Here is a 19,504-nt window from a genome sequence, read left to right as displayed (position 1 = left end):
ACGGCTTCGAGCCATCCGCAGGAGAACTTCACAGTTCAGCTGAGCGATGGCCAGGGTGGTATCACGACGCAGACGGTCGTGGTGACGGTCAATGGTACAAACGATGCAGCGTCGATCTCCGGCACGGCAAGCGGCTCGGTCACCGAAAATGGCCAGTTGACTGCCACCGGTGTGTTGAACGTTGCCGATGTGGACTATGGTGAGAACCATTTCCAAACACCATCGTCGCTGAATGGGACCTATGGTACGTTCACATTTAATGCCACGACCGGGGTTTGGGGCTACGCGCTCAACAATTCCGCGGCAAATGTGCAGGCATTGAACGCAGGCCAGACTGTTACGGACAAATTGACAGTTGCCTCCGTGGACGGAACGGCTTCACAGGATATTGTTGTGTCCGTCCACGGCGCAAAGCAACCTGTGTCGGCGCCAAACATCATCGGCGTTACCGACAACTACGGCCCGATCCAAGGCAACCTTGCGAATGGTGCGATCACCGACGATACCACCCTTGGTATCCGGGTGAGCCTGAGCGAAACCGGTGCCGTCGCTGGGGATACGGTGCAGCTCTATAACAATACGACTGTGCTTGGCCCGGTAGTCATCTTGACATCGGCGAATATCAGCAATGGGTACGTCGATATTGCCACACCGACGCTGAAGAATGGATCGACTTACAACTTCCGGGCCTCGATCACGGATGCCGGCGTACCAACCGCGCTCTCGCCGAGCGACGTCTATGATATCAAGATCGACACGACTCACCCGACACTTGTCATCACGCAGAATAGCGGCGTGATGACTTTCACCTTCAGTGAGGCAGTGTCCGGGTTCAATATCAATGATGTCACTCAAAATAATAATTACTCACTATACGACTTCAAGCATGTCGGCGTGAATGCCTCCGGTCAGGACATCTATACAGCGAGTATTTGGAACTGGAACAACGGCTGGAAGTCTGCCTCAGTTTCGGGAGACAGCTATGCCGATCTTGCCGGCAACGCCGGCACAGACAGCAATGTGGTGAATTTCAAGCCGGCCGGTATGTCCGGCCAGGCGATCAATCTCGCTCTTGCCGATCCGTCTAACCACGTCGGTGCGGTGACGATGAGCATTGCCGGAGTACCGGCAGGCTGGACGCTGAGCGAGGGCACGCACAATGCCGATGGCACCTGGTCCGTCGTGACGAATAATCCGTCGTCGCTGACGGTGACCTCGCCCGATGGTGTAACCGGCGCGGTGGTCCTCCAGATCACAGAGACCTGGATCAATGCGGACGGCACAATCGGTATGGCCACAGTGGCGGACAATGTCGAAGCCTATGCCAAGGGTTCGCCGATCTTCGCCTGGTCGGGCGACGATACGCTCACCGCATCGAGCGGCAACGACACGCTGGTCTTTGCAAATACTATCGGCGAGGACGTCGTGCACAACTTCGATGTGGCGCATGACAAGATCGACCTAATCGGCTTTGCGGGCTTCGACAGCTTCGCGGACGTTCTGGCCCATCTGTCGAGCGATGCGTCCGGCAGTGCCGTCATCACGCTAGGCAATGGTGAGACCATCACCTTGGCAGGTGTCAGCGCCGCCGCTCTTACGGCGGATGACTTCCTCTTCAACGAAGAGGTCATAACACACAATGCCGGGGACATGGTGGTCGCCAACGGAGCGCTGATGCCGTTCAGTGGTACGCTCGACAACACCGGCAGCATCCATCTCGCCTCGATGGGAAGCGAGACGGCCTTCGAAATTGTCCAGCACGGCCTTACGCTGACCGGCGGCGGCACGGTGATCTTGTCCGACGATGCGCACAACGTCATCTTCGGCAGCGGTGACAGTGTCACGCTCACCAATGTTGACAACATTATCTCGGGTGCTGGTCGGCTCGGCGATGCTCACCTGAGCCTGGTCAACGAGGGCACGATCATTGCTGACGGCAGCCACGCACTTGTTATCGACACTGGCGTCAACGCGGTGAACAACACCGGCATGCTTGAGGCGACCGGGGCTGGTGGCCTCGACATACACAGCAGCGTCATCAATGAGGGCGTACTGTGGGCGAATGGCGGGAACATTGATCTCGAAGGCAATGTCAGCGGCCGCGGCACGGTGTTGCTGTCGGGTCACGCCAGCCTCGAAATCGGCGGCTCGTTCAGCCAGGCGATCAGCCTCAGCACGGACGCCCAGGCCACCATCACCATCGACCACGCGGCGGCCTTTACCGGAACGATCGCAGGTCTCGATGGCAGCGATGCCTTGCGGTTCGGCGACATCTCCGCTGCAACGGCAAGCTTCTCCTATACCGAGAACGCGGCAAAAACCGGCGGCGTGCTGATCGTCACCGACGGCGCCCATATTGCCACCGTCGGCCTAACTGGCGACTACTCGGCCAACGACTTCTTACTCAGCCACGACGGCGCCTATGCCGAGATCGATTTCAGAGGTGTCGGCCAACTCTACGGCACCGACGGCAACGACACGTTGACGAGCGGCGGCGGCTACACGATGACCGGCGGCGCTGGCGCGGATACATTCGTGCTCGATGCCAAGGCCCTGCACAACCTGAACATGGCCGATGTCATTACCGACTTCAGTCCGAAGGGAGAGGGCGACAAGTTGGATGTCTCTAACCTTTTGAACGCGCTGGTCGGCGATCATCCGGGCATGACCGAGGCGAGTGCAGTCGCGTCGATGACGGCGGCGGTCGACACAGCATCCAATTCGACGAAGATCAGCGTCAACACCGGCTCGGAGACCCATGTGGTGGCCACGCTGCAGAACTACACGCCAGCGGGGCACGACGCCGTGCATGTGCTGTTCAATAACCACGACGAGCAACTTGCCACCCATGCGCAGACCGCTGGCGCCTGACGCCTTTTTGTCGGATCCATATCTCGAAGCGGCGCTTTTTGAAGGCGCCGCTTTTTTTGAAGTCGATGCCGCCGCGACTAACTATCTTTAGACAATCGCCGCAACGAAGTTGCCTCAGCGGCGATCCGTCGACCTATTTGCGGGCCAATCTTGCAGAAGAAGCCAGCGCTGCACCGCTCATCGCGGCGAGCCTTGCTCGGGTAATCAGGGCGGCCTTTGTCACCGCCAAAGAGGACAAAGCTTCTCGTAGACGTCGCGATAGCGACGATACGCCTTTCTGTAATTGGGCCGATTTTCCGCATTCGGCCGCAACTGTTCGGCGAAGGTGACCAAACCGGTAATGCCGCTCCAGTCGTCCGTCAGACCTGCACCGATGGCGGCCGTCCAGGCCGCGCCGATACAGGAGCCCGGATGGCCGGATAGGCGTTGGACAGGAACTTCCAGGACATCGGCAACGATCTGCATCCAGATCTTGCTTTGCGCGCCGCCGTCCGAGACGAAAAAGCGGACCGGGTTATGGCCCATGTCGATGAGGACCTCGATATGGTGCCGGATGGCATAGGCATAGGATTCGAGCAGGGCCCGCCAGATATGGCCGAGATCATGCGACAAGGTCAGACCTTCGACCACGCCGCGTGCGGCGGGATCGTGGATGGGCGTTTTCTCGCCGAGCAGATAAGGCAGGATCGTCAGCCCATCGGCGCCGGCATTTTTTTTATCCGCCATCCTGTCAAGGTGCTGGTGGATCGTCAGCCCGGCGGCGTTCGCGGCTTCTTTTTCCCCACCAGCAAAGGTTTCGATGAACCAGTTCAGCGCCGAGCCGCCGGTCGACATGCATCCATTTGGCATGAAAAGTCCCGGCACCAGGTGGTAGTCGAGGAAAAGGCGGGTGTCTGGGCGCACGACATCTGTCGCCGTCAAAATATCGACGGCGCCGCCGAATTTGAGAAGCACATCGCCCGCGTCGACGACGCCAGCGCCAAGCGCCGAAGCGATCATGTCGGCCGCTCCGGCAACGACCGGAGTTCCGATCGCAAGGCCGGTCTCGCGCGCGCCTCTTTCATCGATTTGACCCGTGATCGCGTGCGACGCTCGCTTCGGCGGGATGGCCGAGCGCGGTATATGCGCGAGTGCGACGAGGGTGTCGTCGATCTCGTGCCGCGTAATATCGACGAATCCCGCTTCGAGTGCCCAGTTCTGCTCCACGGCAAGCGCGCCCGTTAGCCGGTAGTTGATATAGTCGTAAGAGCCGAGAACCGCCGAAATGCGCTTGAAATTCTCTGGTTCATGGCGTTCGATCCATCGCAACTTAGCCGTAACGAGCTGCTGGTTGATGCCGTTTCCCGCTTTTGCCAGGAATGCCTCTTCATCGCATTCGACCTTCAGTTCGCCTACCTCAAGACCACAACGTCCGTCGCTCTGCTGGATGCTAGGCCGGATTACCGTCCCGGCAGAATCGAGCAGCACCACGGCCGGAAGCATGCCTGTCGTGCCGATTGCCATGATGTCGCTTGCCTGCACCCCGCTCTTTTCCAGAAGCTCCGGAACGATCGAGCGAACGTTTTCCCACCACTCAGCGGGATCCTCCTCCGCCCAGCCGATCTGCGGTGATCGCAGGGAAACGGGACGGGACGCGGTGGCAAGGATCTTGTCGGGCAGTCGCAGCAGAATGCCGATGGTCGAGGTCGTTCCGATATCGAGGCCAAGAACCATGGTCATTCGCCAATCTCCAATCTAGCGCAGCGTTTCGACCAAATCCATGAACCGCTTGACGCGACTGCCGTCAACGGCGTTCCACGTATTGCCGTCGATCTTGAAATGCGTGCCGATCACCACGCCTTGCGCGATGGATAGGACATCGCGGACATTGTCGAGATTGACGCCGGTGTTTGCGAAGACCGGCACGTCCGTCACGGCCTCGCAGACCGAGCGCAAGTCGGACTGTTCGGCGGGCTGACCGGTAATCGGACCGGACACCAGGATCGCGTCAGCGAGCGATGAGAATACCGCGCTTCTGGCCCGCAGTGCGATGGGTCGTTGATCGAGCGAATAGGCAAATTCGGCATTGATGTTGAAAAGCAGTTTCATGTCGTCGCGACGAAGCGAACTGCGAAGTCGCGATGCGCTCGCGCAGTCCGGCTGCCATAACCCCATGTCAGAGGCAAACAGGCCGGTGAAGATTTCCCGCACGAAACTCGCCCCGGTCACCGCACCGATGGCGACGCTTGCCGACGGGTCCCAAAGATAGTTTACGCCAAAGGGAACCTTGATGGCGGGTTTGATCGCCTGAACGATGGCAGTCATCGCGGCGATGCTTTCGGGGGAAGCCTTGAAAACATAGGGTCGATCGTTTTCGTTGCCGAACATGATGGCATCGACTCCGCCGTCCTGCAGTTTCTCGACATCCGTCATGACGTCGTCGATCAGCTTCTGAACGCCGCCGTCCGCATTATAGAGCGGCGAGCCGGGAAGCGCACCAATATGCGCCATGGAGATCACGACCTTCTTGCGGTCGCCAAAGCAATCAAAGACCATTGTTTTTTCCTTCCTTGCAGGAATGCCGATATCCGGATTGAGATAAGCCGGGGTCAGGCATATGCGTGTTTCCAGAGTTCGAGTTTATCGGGTAGTCTGTGGAGTTCGCCCCTCATTCCTAAGCCGCAACGCTCTGGCGGTAGGCACGCCAGCCACCATGAACGGTGATGTCGGGCTGACCGGCGATGGCCGTGCTTTCGCACAAAAAGCCGGTGACTTCCGTGCCATCCTCAAGCGAGAGCTTTCCGACGCCCAGGGGAGCCGGAATACGGGCGATGAAATCGCCAAAGCCGGCAGCTGGCAAAGCCCAGATTTCGACCGTGATGGGACCGCCGCCCTCCCTCGCGCGGATGAGACCCGGTTTGGGTGGTGCGGTGCCACTCAAGGCATAGAGCCTGTAGGCATTGCTTGTCTTGGCCGTCCGCCGGAAGACGCCGCCGCGTGTCGTCAGTTCGTGATTGAGCGGCATGCCGGAAAGATGGGCACCGACTACGGCAATCTCGCGATAATCTTCATCGAGCGGCCGGGCTGCAGTGTTGGGGTAGGGATTGTCGAACATGGCGAGCGGAAGCCCCGTGGCGCGGTGGAAAGCAGCGGCGATCCCCGCCGCTTTGGCCTCCTCGAACCCTGGCGCGAGAAACGTCACGCCCAACGGCAATCCGTCGTCGCGGAAACCGTTGGGGACGGCAATGCCGCAGAGGCCCATCAGGTTGACGAAGTTCGTGTAGATGCCGAGCCTGGCGTTCAACGCGATCGGGTCGCCGGCGATCTCATCCTTCGTGTAGATGGTTGGTGTCGTCGGCACCATCAGGACGGCAATATCCTCCCAGATGGGCCGCGTGTCGCGCTTGAGTTCGGCAATGCGGTGGATGGCTGCAAAAGTATCGAGGGCCGTGAACTTGCCTGAATTGGAAAGGATCTGCCGTTTCACGGGGTGAATGGCATCGCGGTGTTCTTCCAGCACGGCATCGAGACTGAGGGCGCGCTCGCAAATCCAGGGGCCTTCGTAGAGAATGCGTTGCGTTTCCTCAAAGGGGGTGAAATCGACCTCTACCACCTCTCCGCCTAGGGCCTGCATCCGAGCAACGGCTTCGCGAAACAGGCGCTCGGCCTCGGTGTCGCCGAAGAAGCGAAGGGCAGCCCCGTTCGGAATGCCGAAGCGGAATCGTGGCGGCGGCGCAGCGGGCGTCAGTTTGACCGCGTCCGCTTCAGGCTTGGAAAACGGATAGGTAGGGTCATAGCCGGCGATCAGCTCCGTCACCTTCATGCCGTCGTCGACGGTGAGTGCGAAAACCGCAAGCGTCTCGATGGTCTTGACGCAGCCGCCGCCGGAGACGCAGGCATTGCTGACGAGACCCGGCGTCGGCTTGATGCCGACGATATTATTGAAGCCGGCAGGCACCCTGCCGGACCCGGCGGCGTCATTGGCGATCGAGAAGCTTGAAAGGCCGGCAGCGACCGAGACGGCAGAGCCAGAGCTCGAGCCGCCGGAAATGTAGCGCTCGTCGAAGACCGATGAACAGGCGCCATAGGGTGTGCGCATGCCGACGAGACCGATGCCGAACTGGTCCATGTTGGTCTTGCCGATCAGGATGGCGCCAGCATCGAACAGCCGGGTGATCGCTTGCCCACTGGACGTGGCAACGTATGCGCTTTCTTTCAGCGCATTTGTGGTGGGCAAGCCGATAACGTCGTTGCAATCCTTGACCGAGAACGGGATGCCCCAAAGGGGCCGCCCATCATAACCCTCAGCTTCAAGAGCTGCCGCGGCCTTCAATGCGTCTTCTCGCGATATCAGATGAATCCAGACGTGATCGTCACCACGCGAGGCGATACGGTTATAGATGGCGGAGATGACAATAGTTGGCGTCAGTGTGCCGGCAGCGTAGGCCTCGGTTAATGTGTCGAGATCGAGACTGCCGGTTGCGGCAGACCAGTCTGGCTTGGACATGGAACGCTCCTCAAGCTTTTGTCAGTGCCGCATGGACAGCGGCGGCGGCGGCAACGGTGCCGAAGAGGCCATTGCCGAATGTGGTGATGCGCAATTGCGCGGTGTGGCGCGGCTCGCTCGTGCCCTGGCAAGCATCTGAAACGGCAAGGCACTCGAAACCCATATCGTTGGCGGTGCGCTGGGTGGCGTGCACCAGACCTTCCGTCGGCAATCCGGCAATCAGAAGATTGCGAACGCCACGGGCCTTCAACTGCTTTTCGAGGGTTGTCTTGTAGAAGGCGTTATCGCCGGGATGATCGATCACCAAAGCGGTGTGCGGCAGAACGAGTTGTGGCGGAAAAGCCCAGTCGTCGGAGCCTTCGGCCGGGACGACATCGCCCATGGTATGACGGCGGCGGGCGACCATGTCACCATCGGGCAAGGCGACACGGCGCGATGCCGCAACGAACAGGCCGCGGTCTCGGGCGGCCGCCAACAGGCGCAGCGCCACCGTAAAAGCCGGCGCGGCGGAGAGTGCCGAAATCGTGCCTCGCTGAAAGCCGAGCAGCAACAGGGCGCTATCGGCCGGTGACCAATATCCGTCGAAAGGCCAGTGATATGGCACGGCTTCAATCTGGCCGAAGGGTCTGACTCCGAGATCAGACATCGGCGCGCTCCAGCATGGTTTGGAAGGCGGCAAGGGAAGAAACCCCACCCCAACGACCGCCGTAAGCTTTGAGAATCTCAAGCGTCGCCAGATGGTTCGGTGTCTCGACCGCCGCCGTGCAATCCTCGAGCAAGACGCATTCGAAGCCACGCTCGAAACCATCCCGCATGGTCGACTGCACGCAGCAGTCTGAAGTGACGCCGGTGATCACCACACGGGAGACGCCACGCTTGTGCAGTTCCACCTCCAGATCGGTCTGATGGAACGCCGACTTTCCGGACTTGTCGATCACCAATTCGTCGGCCTGTGGTGCGAGTTCCGGGATGATCTGCCATCCAGGCTCGCCACGGACAAGAATCCGCCCAATGGCGCCCATATCGCCGATCCCCAGCCCATGAACGCGGGTGCGCCATTGTTTGTTGGCGTGGAGATCGGACAGATCAGGCAAATGCCCCTCGCGCGTGTGGATAACGGCGATGCCGGCGCTCCTTGCGGCTGCAAGTGCCTGGCTAATGGGCGGAATAACGGCGCGAGTGTTGGAAACGTCTTCGCCGAGCTGATCGATCCAGCCGCCGGCCGCGCAGAAATCGATCTGCATGTCGATGAGAATAATCGCCATCGCGCTTTTGACTGACGTGCCGCCAAGTGGCCAGAAGCTTGATACGGGGCGTTCGTTCATAGTGCCATGCCCTTTTCCGCGTCGAAGATGTGGATGGCCGACGGATCGACCGAGAAGGTCAGCGTCTCGCCCGCCGTGACCGAACGGCCACTGTCGATCATCGATCTCAGACGCGGACGGACCGACAGGAGATCCTTTTCCTCTTCGATCACGGTGGAATGGATCATGGTGGCATCCTGAACATCGAGATGAACCAGAAGCGTTGCCCCCAGATCCTCGACAAAGGCGACGCGCGCCGAAATCGTGCCCGCCGCGCCGGTATCGCTTGTGAGCTTGAGGGCCTCGGGCCGGATGCCGACGATCACCTTGCGGCCTGACCTGATCTCGCAACGCTCGCCGGCTGCGCCGAGCGGCAGGGCGAACGCTCCGGCTTGAACCACCGGCCTTCCGCCTTCCGCCGCGATGGTGCCTTCCATGAAATTGATCGGCGGCGAGCCGATGAAGCTGGCAACGAACAGATTGACGGGCTTGTCATAGAGACGACGGGGGGTGTCGAGCTGCTGGAGGGTGCCCTTGTTCATCACTGCGACCCGATGCCCCATGGTCATCGCCTCGACCTGATCGTGCGTGACATAGACGGTCGTGACCGCGCTCATACGCTGCAACTTGGCGATTTCCGCGCGCATCTGGCCGCGAAGGCGGGCGTCCAGATTAGAGAGTGGCTCATCCATGAGAAAGGCATGGGGGGAGCGCACCAGCGCGCGACCCATGGCGACGCGCTGCCTTTGGCCACCGGACAGTCGGGCAGGCTTGCGATCCAGATACTCTGTGAGTTCAAGCAGTGCCGCAGTCTCGCGCACCTTCTTCTCGATGATCTCGCGCCTGACGTTGCGGACCTTGAGGCCGAAGGCGATGTTGTCGGCAACTGTCAGATGTGGATAGAGCGCATAAGACTGGAACACCATGGCGATATCGCGGTCGCGCGGCGCGAGATCGTTTGCCACCTGACCATTGATCCTGAGGGTGCCGCCGGTGATGTCTTCAAGGCCTGCGATCATGCGCAGCGCCGTGGACTTGCCGCAGCCGGACGGTCCCACAAGAACCATGAATTCACCATCGACGATGTCGAGATTCAGCCCATGCAGCGCGGAATGGCCGCCCTCATAGGTCTTGGAGACATTCTCGAAGGAAATCTGGGCCATCGATCGGCTCCTATTGTACGCCGTTGGTCGCGCCCTGAACGAAGTAGCGGTTCAGGAAAAGCGCCATCAGGACAATCGGAATGGTGGAGAAATGCGCCAGCGCGCCAAGCGACCCCCAGGTCACATCCTTGGTGCCGTAGGCGGTCAGGAGGGCCACCGAGATCGGCTTGGAATCGAGCGTCGTCAGAAACATCGGGTAGAGGAAGTCGTTCCACGAAAACATCACGCAGAAGAGGATGCAGGCGATAATGCCGGAGCGAACAGCGGGGACCGCGACCTTCAAAAATGCGCCGATCTGCGTGCAGCCGTCCGTCATTGCAGCTTCTTCCATATCTCGCGGAAGGGCGCGGAAATAAGAAAACATCATCCAGGTGACGAAAGCGCAGTTGAGCATGGTATTGATGATGATCACCGCCCACCAGCTTCCAAGCAGTCCTATGTCGCGCATCATGAGATAGAAGGGGATGAGGGCCGCAATGGCTGGAACCATGCGGATGGCGAGGAAGAAATAGGCAAAGAAACTGGCGTAGCGGGAACGCGACCGTGCCAGCGCGTAACCAGCAGGCACCCCAAGAAGAAGCGAAAGAACGGTGGTACCAAGGCTGATCACGATGGAGGATCGCAGCAGCGAGACGACATCGAAATAGGTCAATACTTTTCTAAACTGGTCTAGCGTCGGTTGGAAACCGAGCTTTGGTGGAATCGAGAAAATCTGGTTGGACGGCTTGTAGGCCGTGGTGATCAGCCAGAGCACCGGCAATAGAAACAGCATCGTGATGATCAGAACGGCAGTCCGCTCGAACAGGATCTGTCGGGTCGAAGCGTTGGACATCGGCGTCACTTCCCATTGATCCGGACATCGGCACGGCGCACGACGAGCAGAAGCACGGCGGCCATGATGGCGATGAACAGCAGAGTGATATTGCCGATCGCCGAGGCGTAACCGACGTTGAAGAACTGCAGGCCCTCCTTGACTGCCAGCACCATCAGCGTGTTGGTCGCGTCATTCGGCCCGCCGCCAGTCGTAACGAACACGGAATCGAATACCCGGAACGCGTCCATCATCCGCAGCATGAGCGCGAGGAATATGGAAGGAAGCATCAGCGGCAGGATGAGAAGGGTGAACCGCTGCAAGGCTGTGGCGCCGTCGGTGCGACCTGCCTCCAGAACATCGTTGGGCAAGGATTTAAGTCCTGCAAGCAGGATCAGCGCCATCAGCGGTGTCCATTCCCAGCAATCGATGAGGATCAGCACCCAGAGTGCGGTCCCCGCGTCGGTGAGAAATCCGGTTCGCGGGCCGATACCGGCCTGCGCTAGAAAATAGCCGACAAGGCCGTAGTCAGCCCCCAGAAGCGCCTTGAAAATGAGGCCGACGACCAGCGGCGTGATGGTGGCGGGAACCAGCAGGAAAGCCAGCGCCACACGGTTGAAGCGGCTGTCGCGCCATAAAAGCAGTGCGAGGCCAAATCCCAAGATCAGTTGGAGGCTCACGCTGGCGATCGTGAACTCGAACGTATTGACGATCGCCTGCAGCGCGGAACGGTCCGAGAATATTTCGATGTAGTTTCCAAGACCGATGAATTTGGTGCGGGCCGGACGCAGCAGATTGTAGTTGAAGAAACTGTACCAGACGCCTTGCGCCAAAGGCCAGACACCAATGGCCAGGACATAAAGCACGGCCGGAGCCGCCATGAAGAACAGGAAGAAACGGCGACGATCTGAAAAACTGCGGCCGATCGTGAAGAGACCCATGCCGGCTTGCCGCGGTCGGCTGGCATCTTCGCCGGTGGCGAGGAATGGCTGGTTCATTTCGATTTCAATCCTGAGTTTTTTCAACGCAATGCACGTTTGAATGCCCTCTCCCCGCCTGTTGGCGGCGGGGAGCCCTAATATCGCTGAACGGGCACGTGAAACCTAGAACAGTTTCTTGGCTTCCACTTGGGCCTCATCAAGGGCTGCCTGCGGTTCAGCAGCGCCCGCCAGAACGGAGTTCACGGCGGCACCGAGGATGTCCTGGATTTCCGGGTATTCCGGGATACGCGGGCGGTAGTCGCCATTGCCGTTTTCATAGGTCTTGGCAACGACAGGCAGGAAGTCGAACTTGGCCGTCAGGTCCGGATCGGTCATCTCGCTTTTGCGCATGAAGGAGCCGGCGCCGTTCATGTTGAACTCCTTGTGAATCTTCTTGCTGACGAGCCATTTGATGAAGGTCCAGGCGGCTTCCTTCTGTTTTGGATCGATATCGGCATTGATCGCCATGCCCCAGCCGCCGACGCCATATTGGGGCGAAACGCCTTTGCCGACCGGTGCGATGGTAATGCCGACCTTGCCGACGACGTTCGATGAGGCAGGGTCCGAATAGCCCGGCGCACCGACAGACCAAGTCTGCATCATGGCCGCGGTGCCTTGACGGAAGCTTTCCTCGCGACCGCCCCAATCATATTCGATGGCACCGGGAGGTGCGGTCTCGACGAACAGCTGTTTGTAGACGGTCAGACTCTTGACGTTCTCGGGAGAGTTGAGCGCCGGCTTGCCGTCCTTGTCGAGAATGGAACCGCCCATCTGGTTGTTATATTGCATCCAGTCCTGTGCGACGGCCGGACCTTTCTGGCCGTTGGCCACGAAGCCGTATTGCTTCTTGGAAGGGTCGGTGAGCTTCTTGGCGTCGGACACCAATTCGTCGACTGTCGTTGGCACTGAGAGACCGGCTGCCTGGAACAGATCCTTGCGATAGGCAAGCACATTGGCGTAGGCCGCGAAGGGGAAGGCCACATAGTGGCCCTTGTACTGACCCAGCGATTGAAGAATGACCGGGTAGATATCGTCCAGGTCCAATTCCGCGGCATCACGCTTGACCCAGTCGGTCAGATCGACGGAATAGCCGTTTTCCTGATAGGCGCCGGCCCATACGATGTCCATGGTGACGAGATCGTAACCCTTGGTATTGCCGACGAAATCGGCGGTCGTCTTGGTGAGCAAAGTCCCATAGTCCATGACTTCGACCTTGAGGTCGGCGCCGGTGTCTTGCTTGAATTCGGCGGCGAGCTTGGTCAGTACGGCACCGAACGGATCGTTCTGGGACGCAAGGGTAAGGGTCACCCCATCCAGCGGTTTGGCGTATGCAAAAGCCGCCGATGTCATCAGCGTCACCAATCCGATGCTCAACAGGCGGGTCGCCTTGGGCATCGGGAATGCGGAGATCATGGTCATATGCGTCCAGCCCTTCCTTGGAGATTGAAGATCTGCCGCGACGCTATCTGAGCCTCAGCCGCTGTCAAACAAAATTTCACATTAAATGTGAAAATATAACTAAATTGAACATCGATGATTATTAGTTCCGCGCAGTGATGAAAAAATCATCACTCTCTGCTTTTTCTTGCGACATTTTTTGAATAGGAATGAAAATCCTCCGCAAAACCAGGGAATAAAATCGATGCCTAAGAATTGATCTCCTTTATCGATCGGAGAAGATTGATCTCCCAATGGAGCGCGCGCAGATCATTTCCTGCGTGAATTGAAGACAAGAATACGAGCAGGGAGAAAGAAAATAACATAATCACACACTTTACAACTTTCCTGCACCATCTATTCTCGACACAGGCTCGAGGGAGATCAGGGACATGTGGACGGCAACGAGCACTCCGGCGGCGTCGCCGGCCAATGTGCAGAGCGCGACGGACGGCGTGACGTCACAAGCTGCACGGGACGATGCGCTCCTGCGGCTTGAACAACGTGTCCACCAGGAACTGGCGGCCATCGAAGCGCCCTTGCGGGAATGGGTTCCCGAGCGTCGGGACGAAAACAGCCGGGTGATGGATGACGTGGTGATCGTAGGCGCCGGCCTGTCGGGACTGTCGCTGGCATTCGGTCTGATGCGACAAGGTCTTACGCGCGTAAAGGTTATCGACACCGCGCCTGCAGGCAGAGAGGGTCCATGGCTCAATACGGCGCGCATGCGCACGCTGCGGTCCCCCAAGACGCTGACAGGCCCCGACCTCGGCGTCCCCTCGCTGACCTATCGCGCATGGCATGAAGCAGCCTACGGCACGCAAAGCTGGGAAAAACTCGACAAGATCGAACGGGGCGACTGGATGGCTTATCTCGTCTGGTTTCGCGGTGCCGTTGGCATGGATGTTGAAAACGAGACAAACCTTCTCGGCATCGAGATCCGCAATGGTCACCTGGCCGCGCGAGTGGAAAAGGACGGCATCGAGCGCATGATGACCTGCCGCAAGATCGTTTTGGCGACCGGCATGGAAGGCGCAGGCGGGCATCATGTACCGGCTGCGATCTCCGATGCTCTGCCGCGCGACCGCTGGACGCATAGCGGCGAGACCATCGATATGGGCTTTCTGTCGGGCAGGACAGTCGGCGTGATCGGCGCGGCGGCATCCAGTTTCGACTGGGCGGTCGCAGCCCTTGAGGCAGGTGCCAAATCCGTGACCGTTCTGGCGCGATCGCGCAGTCTGCCTCGCACAGAAGTTCTCGACTGGTCGAATTTTTCCGGTTTCCTCAATCATTACGCCGACCTCGACGACATCAGTCGCTACCGGTTCGCGCGCCGAATGTTCGCCTTTAAGACCCCGCCGACTACGGAAATGTTCGAGCGAGCCATGCGCTTTCCTGAATGCGAGCTTGTGATGGGTGCTAGGCTCGAAACGTTGCGGATGCAGGATGGAGATATCGCCGTGTCAACCGCCGCCGCCGATTTCGTCTTCGACCACCTTTTGCTCGGAACAGGCTATACCGTCGATCTCCGGCGCAGGCCGGAACTTTGTGGCATCATCGACGCAGTGGCCACGTGGGGCGACCGTTTCACCCCGCCAGCCGGCGAAGCCGATGACAGTCTCCTCGCCTACCCCTATCTCGGCCCCGCCTTCGAATTTCTGGAGAAGGAAGCCGGTCAGTCGCCGTTGCTGCGGGACATCCATATCTTCAACAGCGCTGCCGTCCCGAGCCTCGGGCCGGTGTGCAACGGCATTACCGGGCTTAAATCCGGCGTACCCAGGCTCGTGGCCGGTATCTGCCGTGGACTGTTCCTGCAGGATGCAGATCTGTTTTACCAAACGCTGGACGCTTACGACAAAGTACATTTCGAGCCGCAGATGGTGCCGGGCTTTGACCCCGGACCATAGCTCCAACGCCGGCAGTGTCAGTCGATAAGCCCGACCCTGCGTGCGGCGACGACGCGATAGAGCGGGTCGCCGGTGTGGCGATATTCCTCGAGCGCGGAAAAGACGAGGGAATGATCGTGTTCATCGTCAGAGGCAACCGCAGCGGAAGCTATGGCCTCGTCGGGTGGTACGGGCAATGCGCGCCATGCGTCCAGCATCTCCGCACTGGGCAAATCTGGCATGCCGATCTTGGTGTATAGCGACAGCACCACCTCCCAGAAATGCGTTGCCAGGGTTTGTGGCCTATCGAGATGCGGGCTGACGAGGCGCAGCCAATGGCTTCCGGTCAGCGCGTGAAGTGCCTCGAAACTCATCGTGCCCGCATAAAGTGCCAGGGAGGCCTGTCGTATCCGGACGAGAAGATCGTCGGCCGGCACGAGTTGTCCGAGGTGCCGCTGAAACGCCGGAATCCGGCCGGCGGCCTCGATCCATTTCCACAGAAGCGTCGAGGAAACAGAAATGTTCCTGAGGCTAGGCTCGGCTTGCATCGAGAGCATCTGCTCCAACGGATCCGTCACTGTCGGGGCGTCGGCGGTTGGCGGAAAGGCAAGATAAGTCGCGGCCCAATAACCCAGCGCGATGCCGATCTCCGTCTCGTCACGGCGCATCACGGCATAGGCGAGGCGCATCAGGCCGTGGGTGGCTGACGCCGCGACACCGGGCAAGAGTGTGGGTAGATGGTCACGGATGGCCTGGCTGCCGCCGATACGTGAAACCACGTCGGCGAAATAGTCGCGCAAATCAGTTTCCCGCTCGCGCTGGCCAAGTGCCGATCGCCATGTCTGATCGGTTAGCGATGCAATAGCCGGCGGTGGAAACGGCACGGCATGGGCGAGCGTATAGTGACGGGCGTAGGCCTCCAGTCGCTCCGGCGTCGCACCAAGCCTGCCCATGGCTTCCAGCACCATAGGCAGGTGATTGGCAAGAAAATCCGGAAATTCGCCGCTGCGCTGGCCAACCTCCGCAATCAATGGCCGCAGCCGCGCACTGGCCCTGGGGTGACGACAGATGCCACTCGATGCACCCGTCTGCGTGTTGGCGGCGATCTGAATGCTCGGTCCCATTGTCTTCGTCCTTTTATTCCCCGCCCTATTTCATCGTCCGAACAACGCAACGACATCAGTCCATGCGAACGCCGCCAGTGACGTTGATACCCTGCCCAGTCATAAAGCGAGCACCATCTGAGGCCAAAAAACGGACGACCACCGCCACATCCTCCGGCTCCTCGATCCGACCCATCGGCGTTAGGGTAACATATTCCTGGCGCACTTCGTCCGGTGTCATGTTGCGAAGCTTGCCTTCCCAAATGATCTCGCGCTCCTGCATGCCCGTGCGCACGAAGCCCGGGCATACGGCATTGACGCGGATGCCAGTGGGCGCAAGTTCGCGCGCAAGCGCCTGCGTCCAGCCGAGAACAGCGAACTTGCTTGCCGAATAATGCGCCAGCAGCGGCGCGCCGACTTTCCCGGCGAGCGAAGCGGTATTGACGATGACACCCTTGTTGCCCGTCGCCAGAAAATGGCGAACAACGATCTGGTTGCACAGAAAAACACCCTTGGCGTTGACGTCCATGTTGAAATCCCAGTCCTCGTCCGTCAGATCGACGGAAGCCTGCATCGTCGATACCCCGGCATTGGCACACAGGATATCGATGCGACCCTGCTGGGAGATCACGGCATCCATCGCCGCTTGCACAGAGCCGCGATCGCGCACGTCAATGCCTCCGGAAAAGGCATTGTCACCCAGTTCGCTGGCAAGAGCGGCAGCACGGCCCGCATCGAGATCCACGATCGTGACCCGTGCGCCCTCTGCGTGAAAGGTTCTGGTAATTGCCGCGCCGATACCGGATGCACCTCCAGTGACGACGACTGATTTTCCTGCGAATTCCGACAATGAAGCCTCCATGACTGAGTACATTCCGAAAATGTGCCGTTTGACGATTTGTTGCACTTTTGAACATTATATAACAAAAAACAACCTTTATTCACGCGTGCGCTTGTGTTAGGCACAAACATCAGCTGAACCTCCGGCGGTGGAAAGACGGCCAGGTACAGCGGGAGAACCACCCGCGCTCTTTTGTCGGCGTATTCACGGAAGCAAACATGGAAAACGGCCGACCCTCAGACATCAAGTCAGACGCAGACCACGAGGCCAACCCCGGGCGTGACGGCGAGGGCCGCACGGAAAGGGTTCCAGCGGCGCTAAGGCACGCGCGCATCATCGCCTCTTTCGAAAACAACGACTTCGTGTCGATCGCAAGTCTAGCCGATGAGCTCGGCGTTTCCGGTATGACCGTGCGCCGCGATCTCGATCTCCTGGGAAAGCGCGGGTTGCTCGAGCGCACGCATGGCGGCGCGGTCGCCGCGGGTCCGCTGGCGGCGCCGACCTTCGATGAAGACGAGCCGCCGTTCGAACAGCGCATGCGTCGGCAGGCGGTGGAGAAATCCTCGATTGCGGCAGCGGCGGCAAAGTTGGTCGCGTCGGGCGAATCCGTTGGCCTTGATGTCGGGACCTCCATTCTGGCGCTTGCAAGCGCCCTGGCGCCGCGCCGGGATCTGCGCGTGTTCACCAACAATCTGCGCGTCAGCATGTTGATGGCGGAAGGAAAGAGCACCGTCTACATTCTGGGGGGCCAGGTTCGCGTGCCGGAATATTCGGTGATCGGACCACAGGCAGTCGAGGGTTTGAAGAGCCATTTTCTCGATAAAGTGTTCATCGGTGTTTCCGGCGTGGATGCCAATGGCTTCTACGATTATTCTCCCGAGGATACCGAGGTGAAGCGCGCCTTCATCGCCAGCGCCGGCAGCGTCATTGTTCTCTGTGATTCATCGAAATTCGGGCGCCGGGCTTTGTCGCGCATCGTGCCGCTTGAGAAGGTAAGTGTTCTTGTCACGGATGCAGCCCCCCCGGCCGACCTCGCCGCCGCATTGAACCAGCATGGTGTCCGGATCATCGTGGCCGCGTGAAGCGTTGGGACCAATCGACATTCACAGTCTCCAGATCATTCCGCGGCGAGAAAGGCAAAGCTTGAGAAGCGAGTGGTTCTTCAGTCATGGCGTATTGCGAAGCGCCAGAAGTGCTGCATTCGATTTGAAGCACCGCTCTATCAGGTCGCGATGTCCGTGGACGAGCGCATGAACGGCATCGCCGCGATTACTCCACGTAATGGGCGGCGCCTAGGAGAATGTAGCCAGATTGGCGGCTGTCCCTCAGAATGACGACGTCAAGACCGTGGCCGAAATGGTCGGCCCTATCACTTTCCGCTGGCTGCTCGCCATGCCGACCGTTCATGCGCTCGGGTTAGGAGCTTCCTGACGCATGCCAAGATCGGCGTCGGTCAGGACGGTGAGGGATTTTGGGAAGACATGACGTCCCCAAGCTGCCATGGTCAGTTTTGTTTCGTCGCAAACGGAATTCGCCGATCTCACGTTTACACGGTTCAACTGCTTTCCCTTACGATAAGCTTGAAACCCAGATCTAAAGCCGTGACCTCCGGCGTTTCCCCACAGAGAAGGCTAAGAAGGCTTGAGGCGGCGTGCTGTCCGATGGTAGCGCGGGGCGTACGAACGGAGGTTAAGCGCGGAACCATCTGTCCGGCTCCCGGCAGATCATTAAATCCGACCACCGAAATCTGCTCGGGGATTGCCACTCCCTTGCGTAGGGCTTCAAAGGATGCCCCGAAGGCAAGATCGTCGTTGCAAAAGAAGATCCCGTCTGTGTTTGGATGCTCCGTCAAGAGCCGATTGAAGAGATCGCCGCCAAGTTCCACCGAGGACGGTTCCGGCGTCATGATTTCGAACGCCGGGGGAAGACCAGCCCGGGCGATTGCCTGCTGATAACCATCGCGACGCTGGAGAACGCGGGCATCAAGCTGGGCTCCGACAAAAGCCAGTTTTCGCCGTCCCCGCGACAGAAGATGCTCGGCAACCTTGGCGCCGGCCGCTTCTTGTGAAAAGCCGACACAGACGATGCCCTCCTCGTGCCGCAGTTCCATCATGTAGACGCAAGGCACCCCGGCATTTGCCAGAAGCCGTGCGGCGGTCTCGCTCCGATTGAAGCCGGTCAGCAGAATGCCGCATGGCTGGTGCGAGAGATAGTTGCGAATAAGTTCTTCTTCCTCATCCTGGCGGTAGTGGTAGTTGCCGATCAAGACCTCAAACCCACGCGGGCGCAGCACATCTTGGATGGCCTCCAGGGTCTCGATGAACAGATGGTTCGACAAGGCGGGAACAAGCACAAGGATCGAATGACTGCGCGCCGAAGCAAGCGTCCGCGCCGCCGGGTTGGGCACATATGCCAGTGCCTTGGCGGCGTCATGGACCCTGGTTGCGAATTGCGGGTCGACCGTTGCGATTGAGCGTAGCGCCCGTGAGGCCGTAATCTGCGACACGCCCGCGCGGGCTGCGACCTGCGCAAGCGTCGGCCGGCCGGTGGCGCGCGACGGTCTGTCTTTCATGACGAATCTCCTCCGACTTGCCAAATCTTACAATGATTAATAAGGTAGCG

At 59.5% G+C, this 19,504-nt stretch carries 15 protein-coding genes; 3 read left to right on the top strand and 12 right to left on the bottom strand.

What is annotated here, in order from left to right:
- The coding region (locus FHT29_RS27305) for a VCBS domain-containing protein (protein ID WP_168600555.1) at positions 1-2,871 on the top strand (2,871 nt) is incomplete at its 5' end.
- 219 nt (positions 2,872-3,090) lie between these two features.
- Here FHT29_RS27305 and FHT29_RS27300 read toward each other — a convergent pair.
- From FHT29_RS27300 to FHT29_RS27260, 9 genes are all read right to left on the bottom strand, one after another.
- Positions 3,091-4,590, bottom strand: coding sequence for an FGGY-family carbohydrate kinase (locus FHT29_RS27300; protein ID WP_037200914.1), 1,500 nt, complete (start codon positions 4,588-4,590; stop codon positions 3,091-3,093).
- Positions 4,591-4,605: 15 nt separating this feature from the next.
- Positions 4,606-5,406 carry a BtpA/SgcQ family protein gene (locus FHT29_RS27295; protein WP_037200917.1) on the bottom strand — a complete coding sequence of 267 codons (801 nt, stop codon included), beginning with the start codon at positions 5,404-5,406 and terminating at the stop codon, positions 4,606-4,608.
- 118 nt (positions 5,407-5,524) lie between these two features.
- Positions 5,525-7,357 carry an allophanate hydrolase gene (gene atzF / locus FHT29_RS27290; RefSeq protein WP_168600554.1) on the bottom strand — a complete coding sequence of 611 codons (1,833 nt, stop codon included), beginning with the start codon at positions 7,355-7,357 and terminating at the stop codon, positions 5,525-5,527.
- Between the two features lie 10 nt (positions 7,358-7,367).
- Positions 7,368-8,003, bottom strand: coding sequence for a cysteine hydrolase (locus FHT29_RS27285; RefSeq protein WP_037200921.1), 636 nt, complete (start codon positions 8,001-8,003; stop codon positions 7,368-7,370).
- Positions 7,996-8,682, bottom strand: a complete 687-nt coding sequence (locus FHT29_RS27280) for an isochorismatase family cysteine hydrolase (protein ID WP_037200923.1) — start codon at positions 8,680-8,682, stop codon at positions 7,996-7,998. Before FHT29_RS27280 ends, FHT29_RS27285 begins: the two co-directional genes overlap by 8 nt.
- Positions 8,679-9,824 (bottom strand): sn-glycerol-3-phosphate ABC transporter ATP-binding protein UgpC, encoded by a 1,146-nt coding sequence (ugpC, locus tag FHT29_RS27275; protein ID WP_168600553.1) that lies wholly within the window; start codon positions 9,822-9,824, stop codon positions 8,679-8,681. Before ugpC ends, FHT29_RS27280 begins: the two co-directional genes overlap by 4 nt.
- Positions 9,825-9,834: 10 nt before the next feature.
- Positions 9,835-10,656 carry a carbohydrate ABC transporter permease gene (locus tag FHT29_RS27270; RefSeq protein WP_037200926.1) on the bottom strand — a complete coding sequence of 274 codons (822 nt, stop codon included), beginning with the start codon at positions 10,654-10,656 and terminating at the stop codon, positions 9,835-9,837.
- A gap of 5 nt (positions 10,657-10,661) precedes the next feature.
- On the bottom strand, positions 10,662-11,576 hold the full coding sequence (locus FHT29_RS27265) for a sugar ABC transporter permease (RefSeq protein ID WP_210255558.1): 915 nt from the start codon (positions 11,574-11,576) through the stop codon (positions 10,662-10,664).
- A 162-nt stretch (positions 11,577-11,738) separates the two neighbouring features.
- On the bottom strand, positions 11,739-13,034 hold the full coding sequence (locus FHT29_RS27260; protein ID WP_168600552.1) for a sugar ABC transporter substrate-binding protein: 1,296 nt from the start codon (positions 13,032-13,034) through the stop codon (positions 11,739-11,741).
- Positions 13,035-13,444: 410 nt separating this feature from the next.
- Here FHT29_RS27260 and FHT29_RS27255 point away from each other — a divergent pair, with 410 nt between their 5' ends.
- The gene (locus FHT29_RS27255) at positions 13,445-14,959 is read left to right on the top strand and encodes an NAD(P)/FAD-dependent oxidoreductase (protein WP_246703147.1); all 1,515 of its coding nucleotides are present in this window, start codon (positions 13,445-13,447) and stop codon (positions 14,957-14,959) included.
- 17 nt (positions 14,960-14,976) lie between these two features.
- Here the strand turns inward: FHT29_RS27255 and FHT29_RS27250 are convergent, their stop codons facing one another.
- Both FHT29_RS27250 and FHT29_RS27245 read right to left on the bottom strand, forming a co-directional pair.
- Entirely contained in the window at positions 14,977-16,062 is a 1,086-nt protein-coding gene (locus tag FHT29_RS27250; protein ID WP_168600551.1) for a questin oxidase family protein, read from the bottom strand.
- 55 nt (positions 16,063-16,117) lie between these two features.
- Complete coding sequence (locus FHT29_RS27245) at positions 16,118-16,903, bottom strand: SDR family NAD(P)-dependent oxidoreductase (protein WP_168600550.1); 786 nt, start codon at positions 16,901-16,903, stop codon at positions 16,118-16,120.
- A gap of 197 nt (positions 16,904-17,100) precedes the next feature.
- Between FHT29_RS27245 and FHT29_RS27240 the strand changes: the two genes are divergently transcribed.
- Complete coding sequence (locus FHT29_RS27240) at positions 17,101-17,964, top strand: DeoR/GlpR family DNA-binding transcription regulator (protein WP_168600549.1); 864 nt, start codon at positions 17,101-17,103, stop codon at positions 17,962-17,964.
- A gap of 473 nt (positions 17,965-18,437) precedes the next feature.
- Here FHT29_RS27240 and FHT29_RS27235 read toward each other — a convergent pair whose 3' ends face one another.
- Positions 18,438-19,454 carry a LacI family DNA-binding transcriptional regulator gene (locus FHT29_RS27235; RefSeq protein WP_168600548.1) on the bottom strand — a complete coding sequence of 339 codons (1,017 nt, stop codon included), beginning with the start codon at positions 19,452-19,454 and terminating at the stop codon, positions 18,438-18,440.
- Positions 19,455-19,504 lie beyond the last annotated feature (50 nt).

Origin of the sequence: Rhizobium sp. SG741 (genome assembly GCF_012275435.1) — a bacterium.
Classification (GTDB): domain Bacteria; phylum Pseudomonadota; class Alphaproteobacteria; order Rhizobiales; family Rhizobiaceae; genus Rhizobium; species Rhizobium lusitanum.
This window is presented reverse-complemented; position numbering and strand designations above follow the sequence as displayed.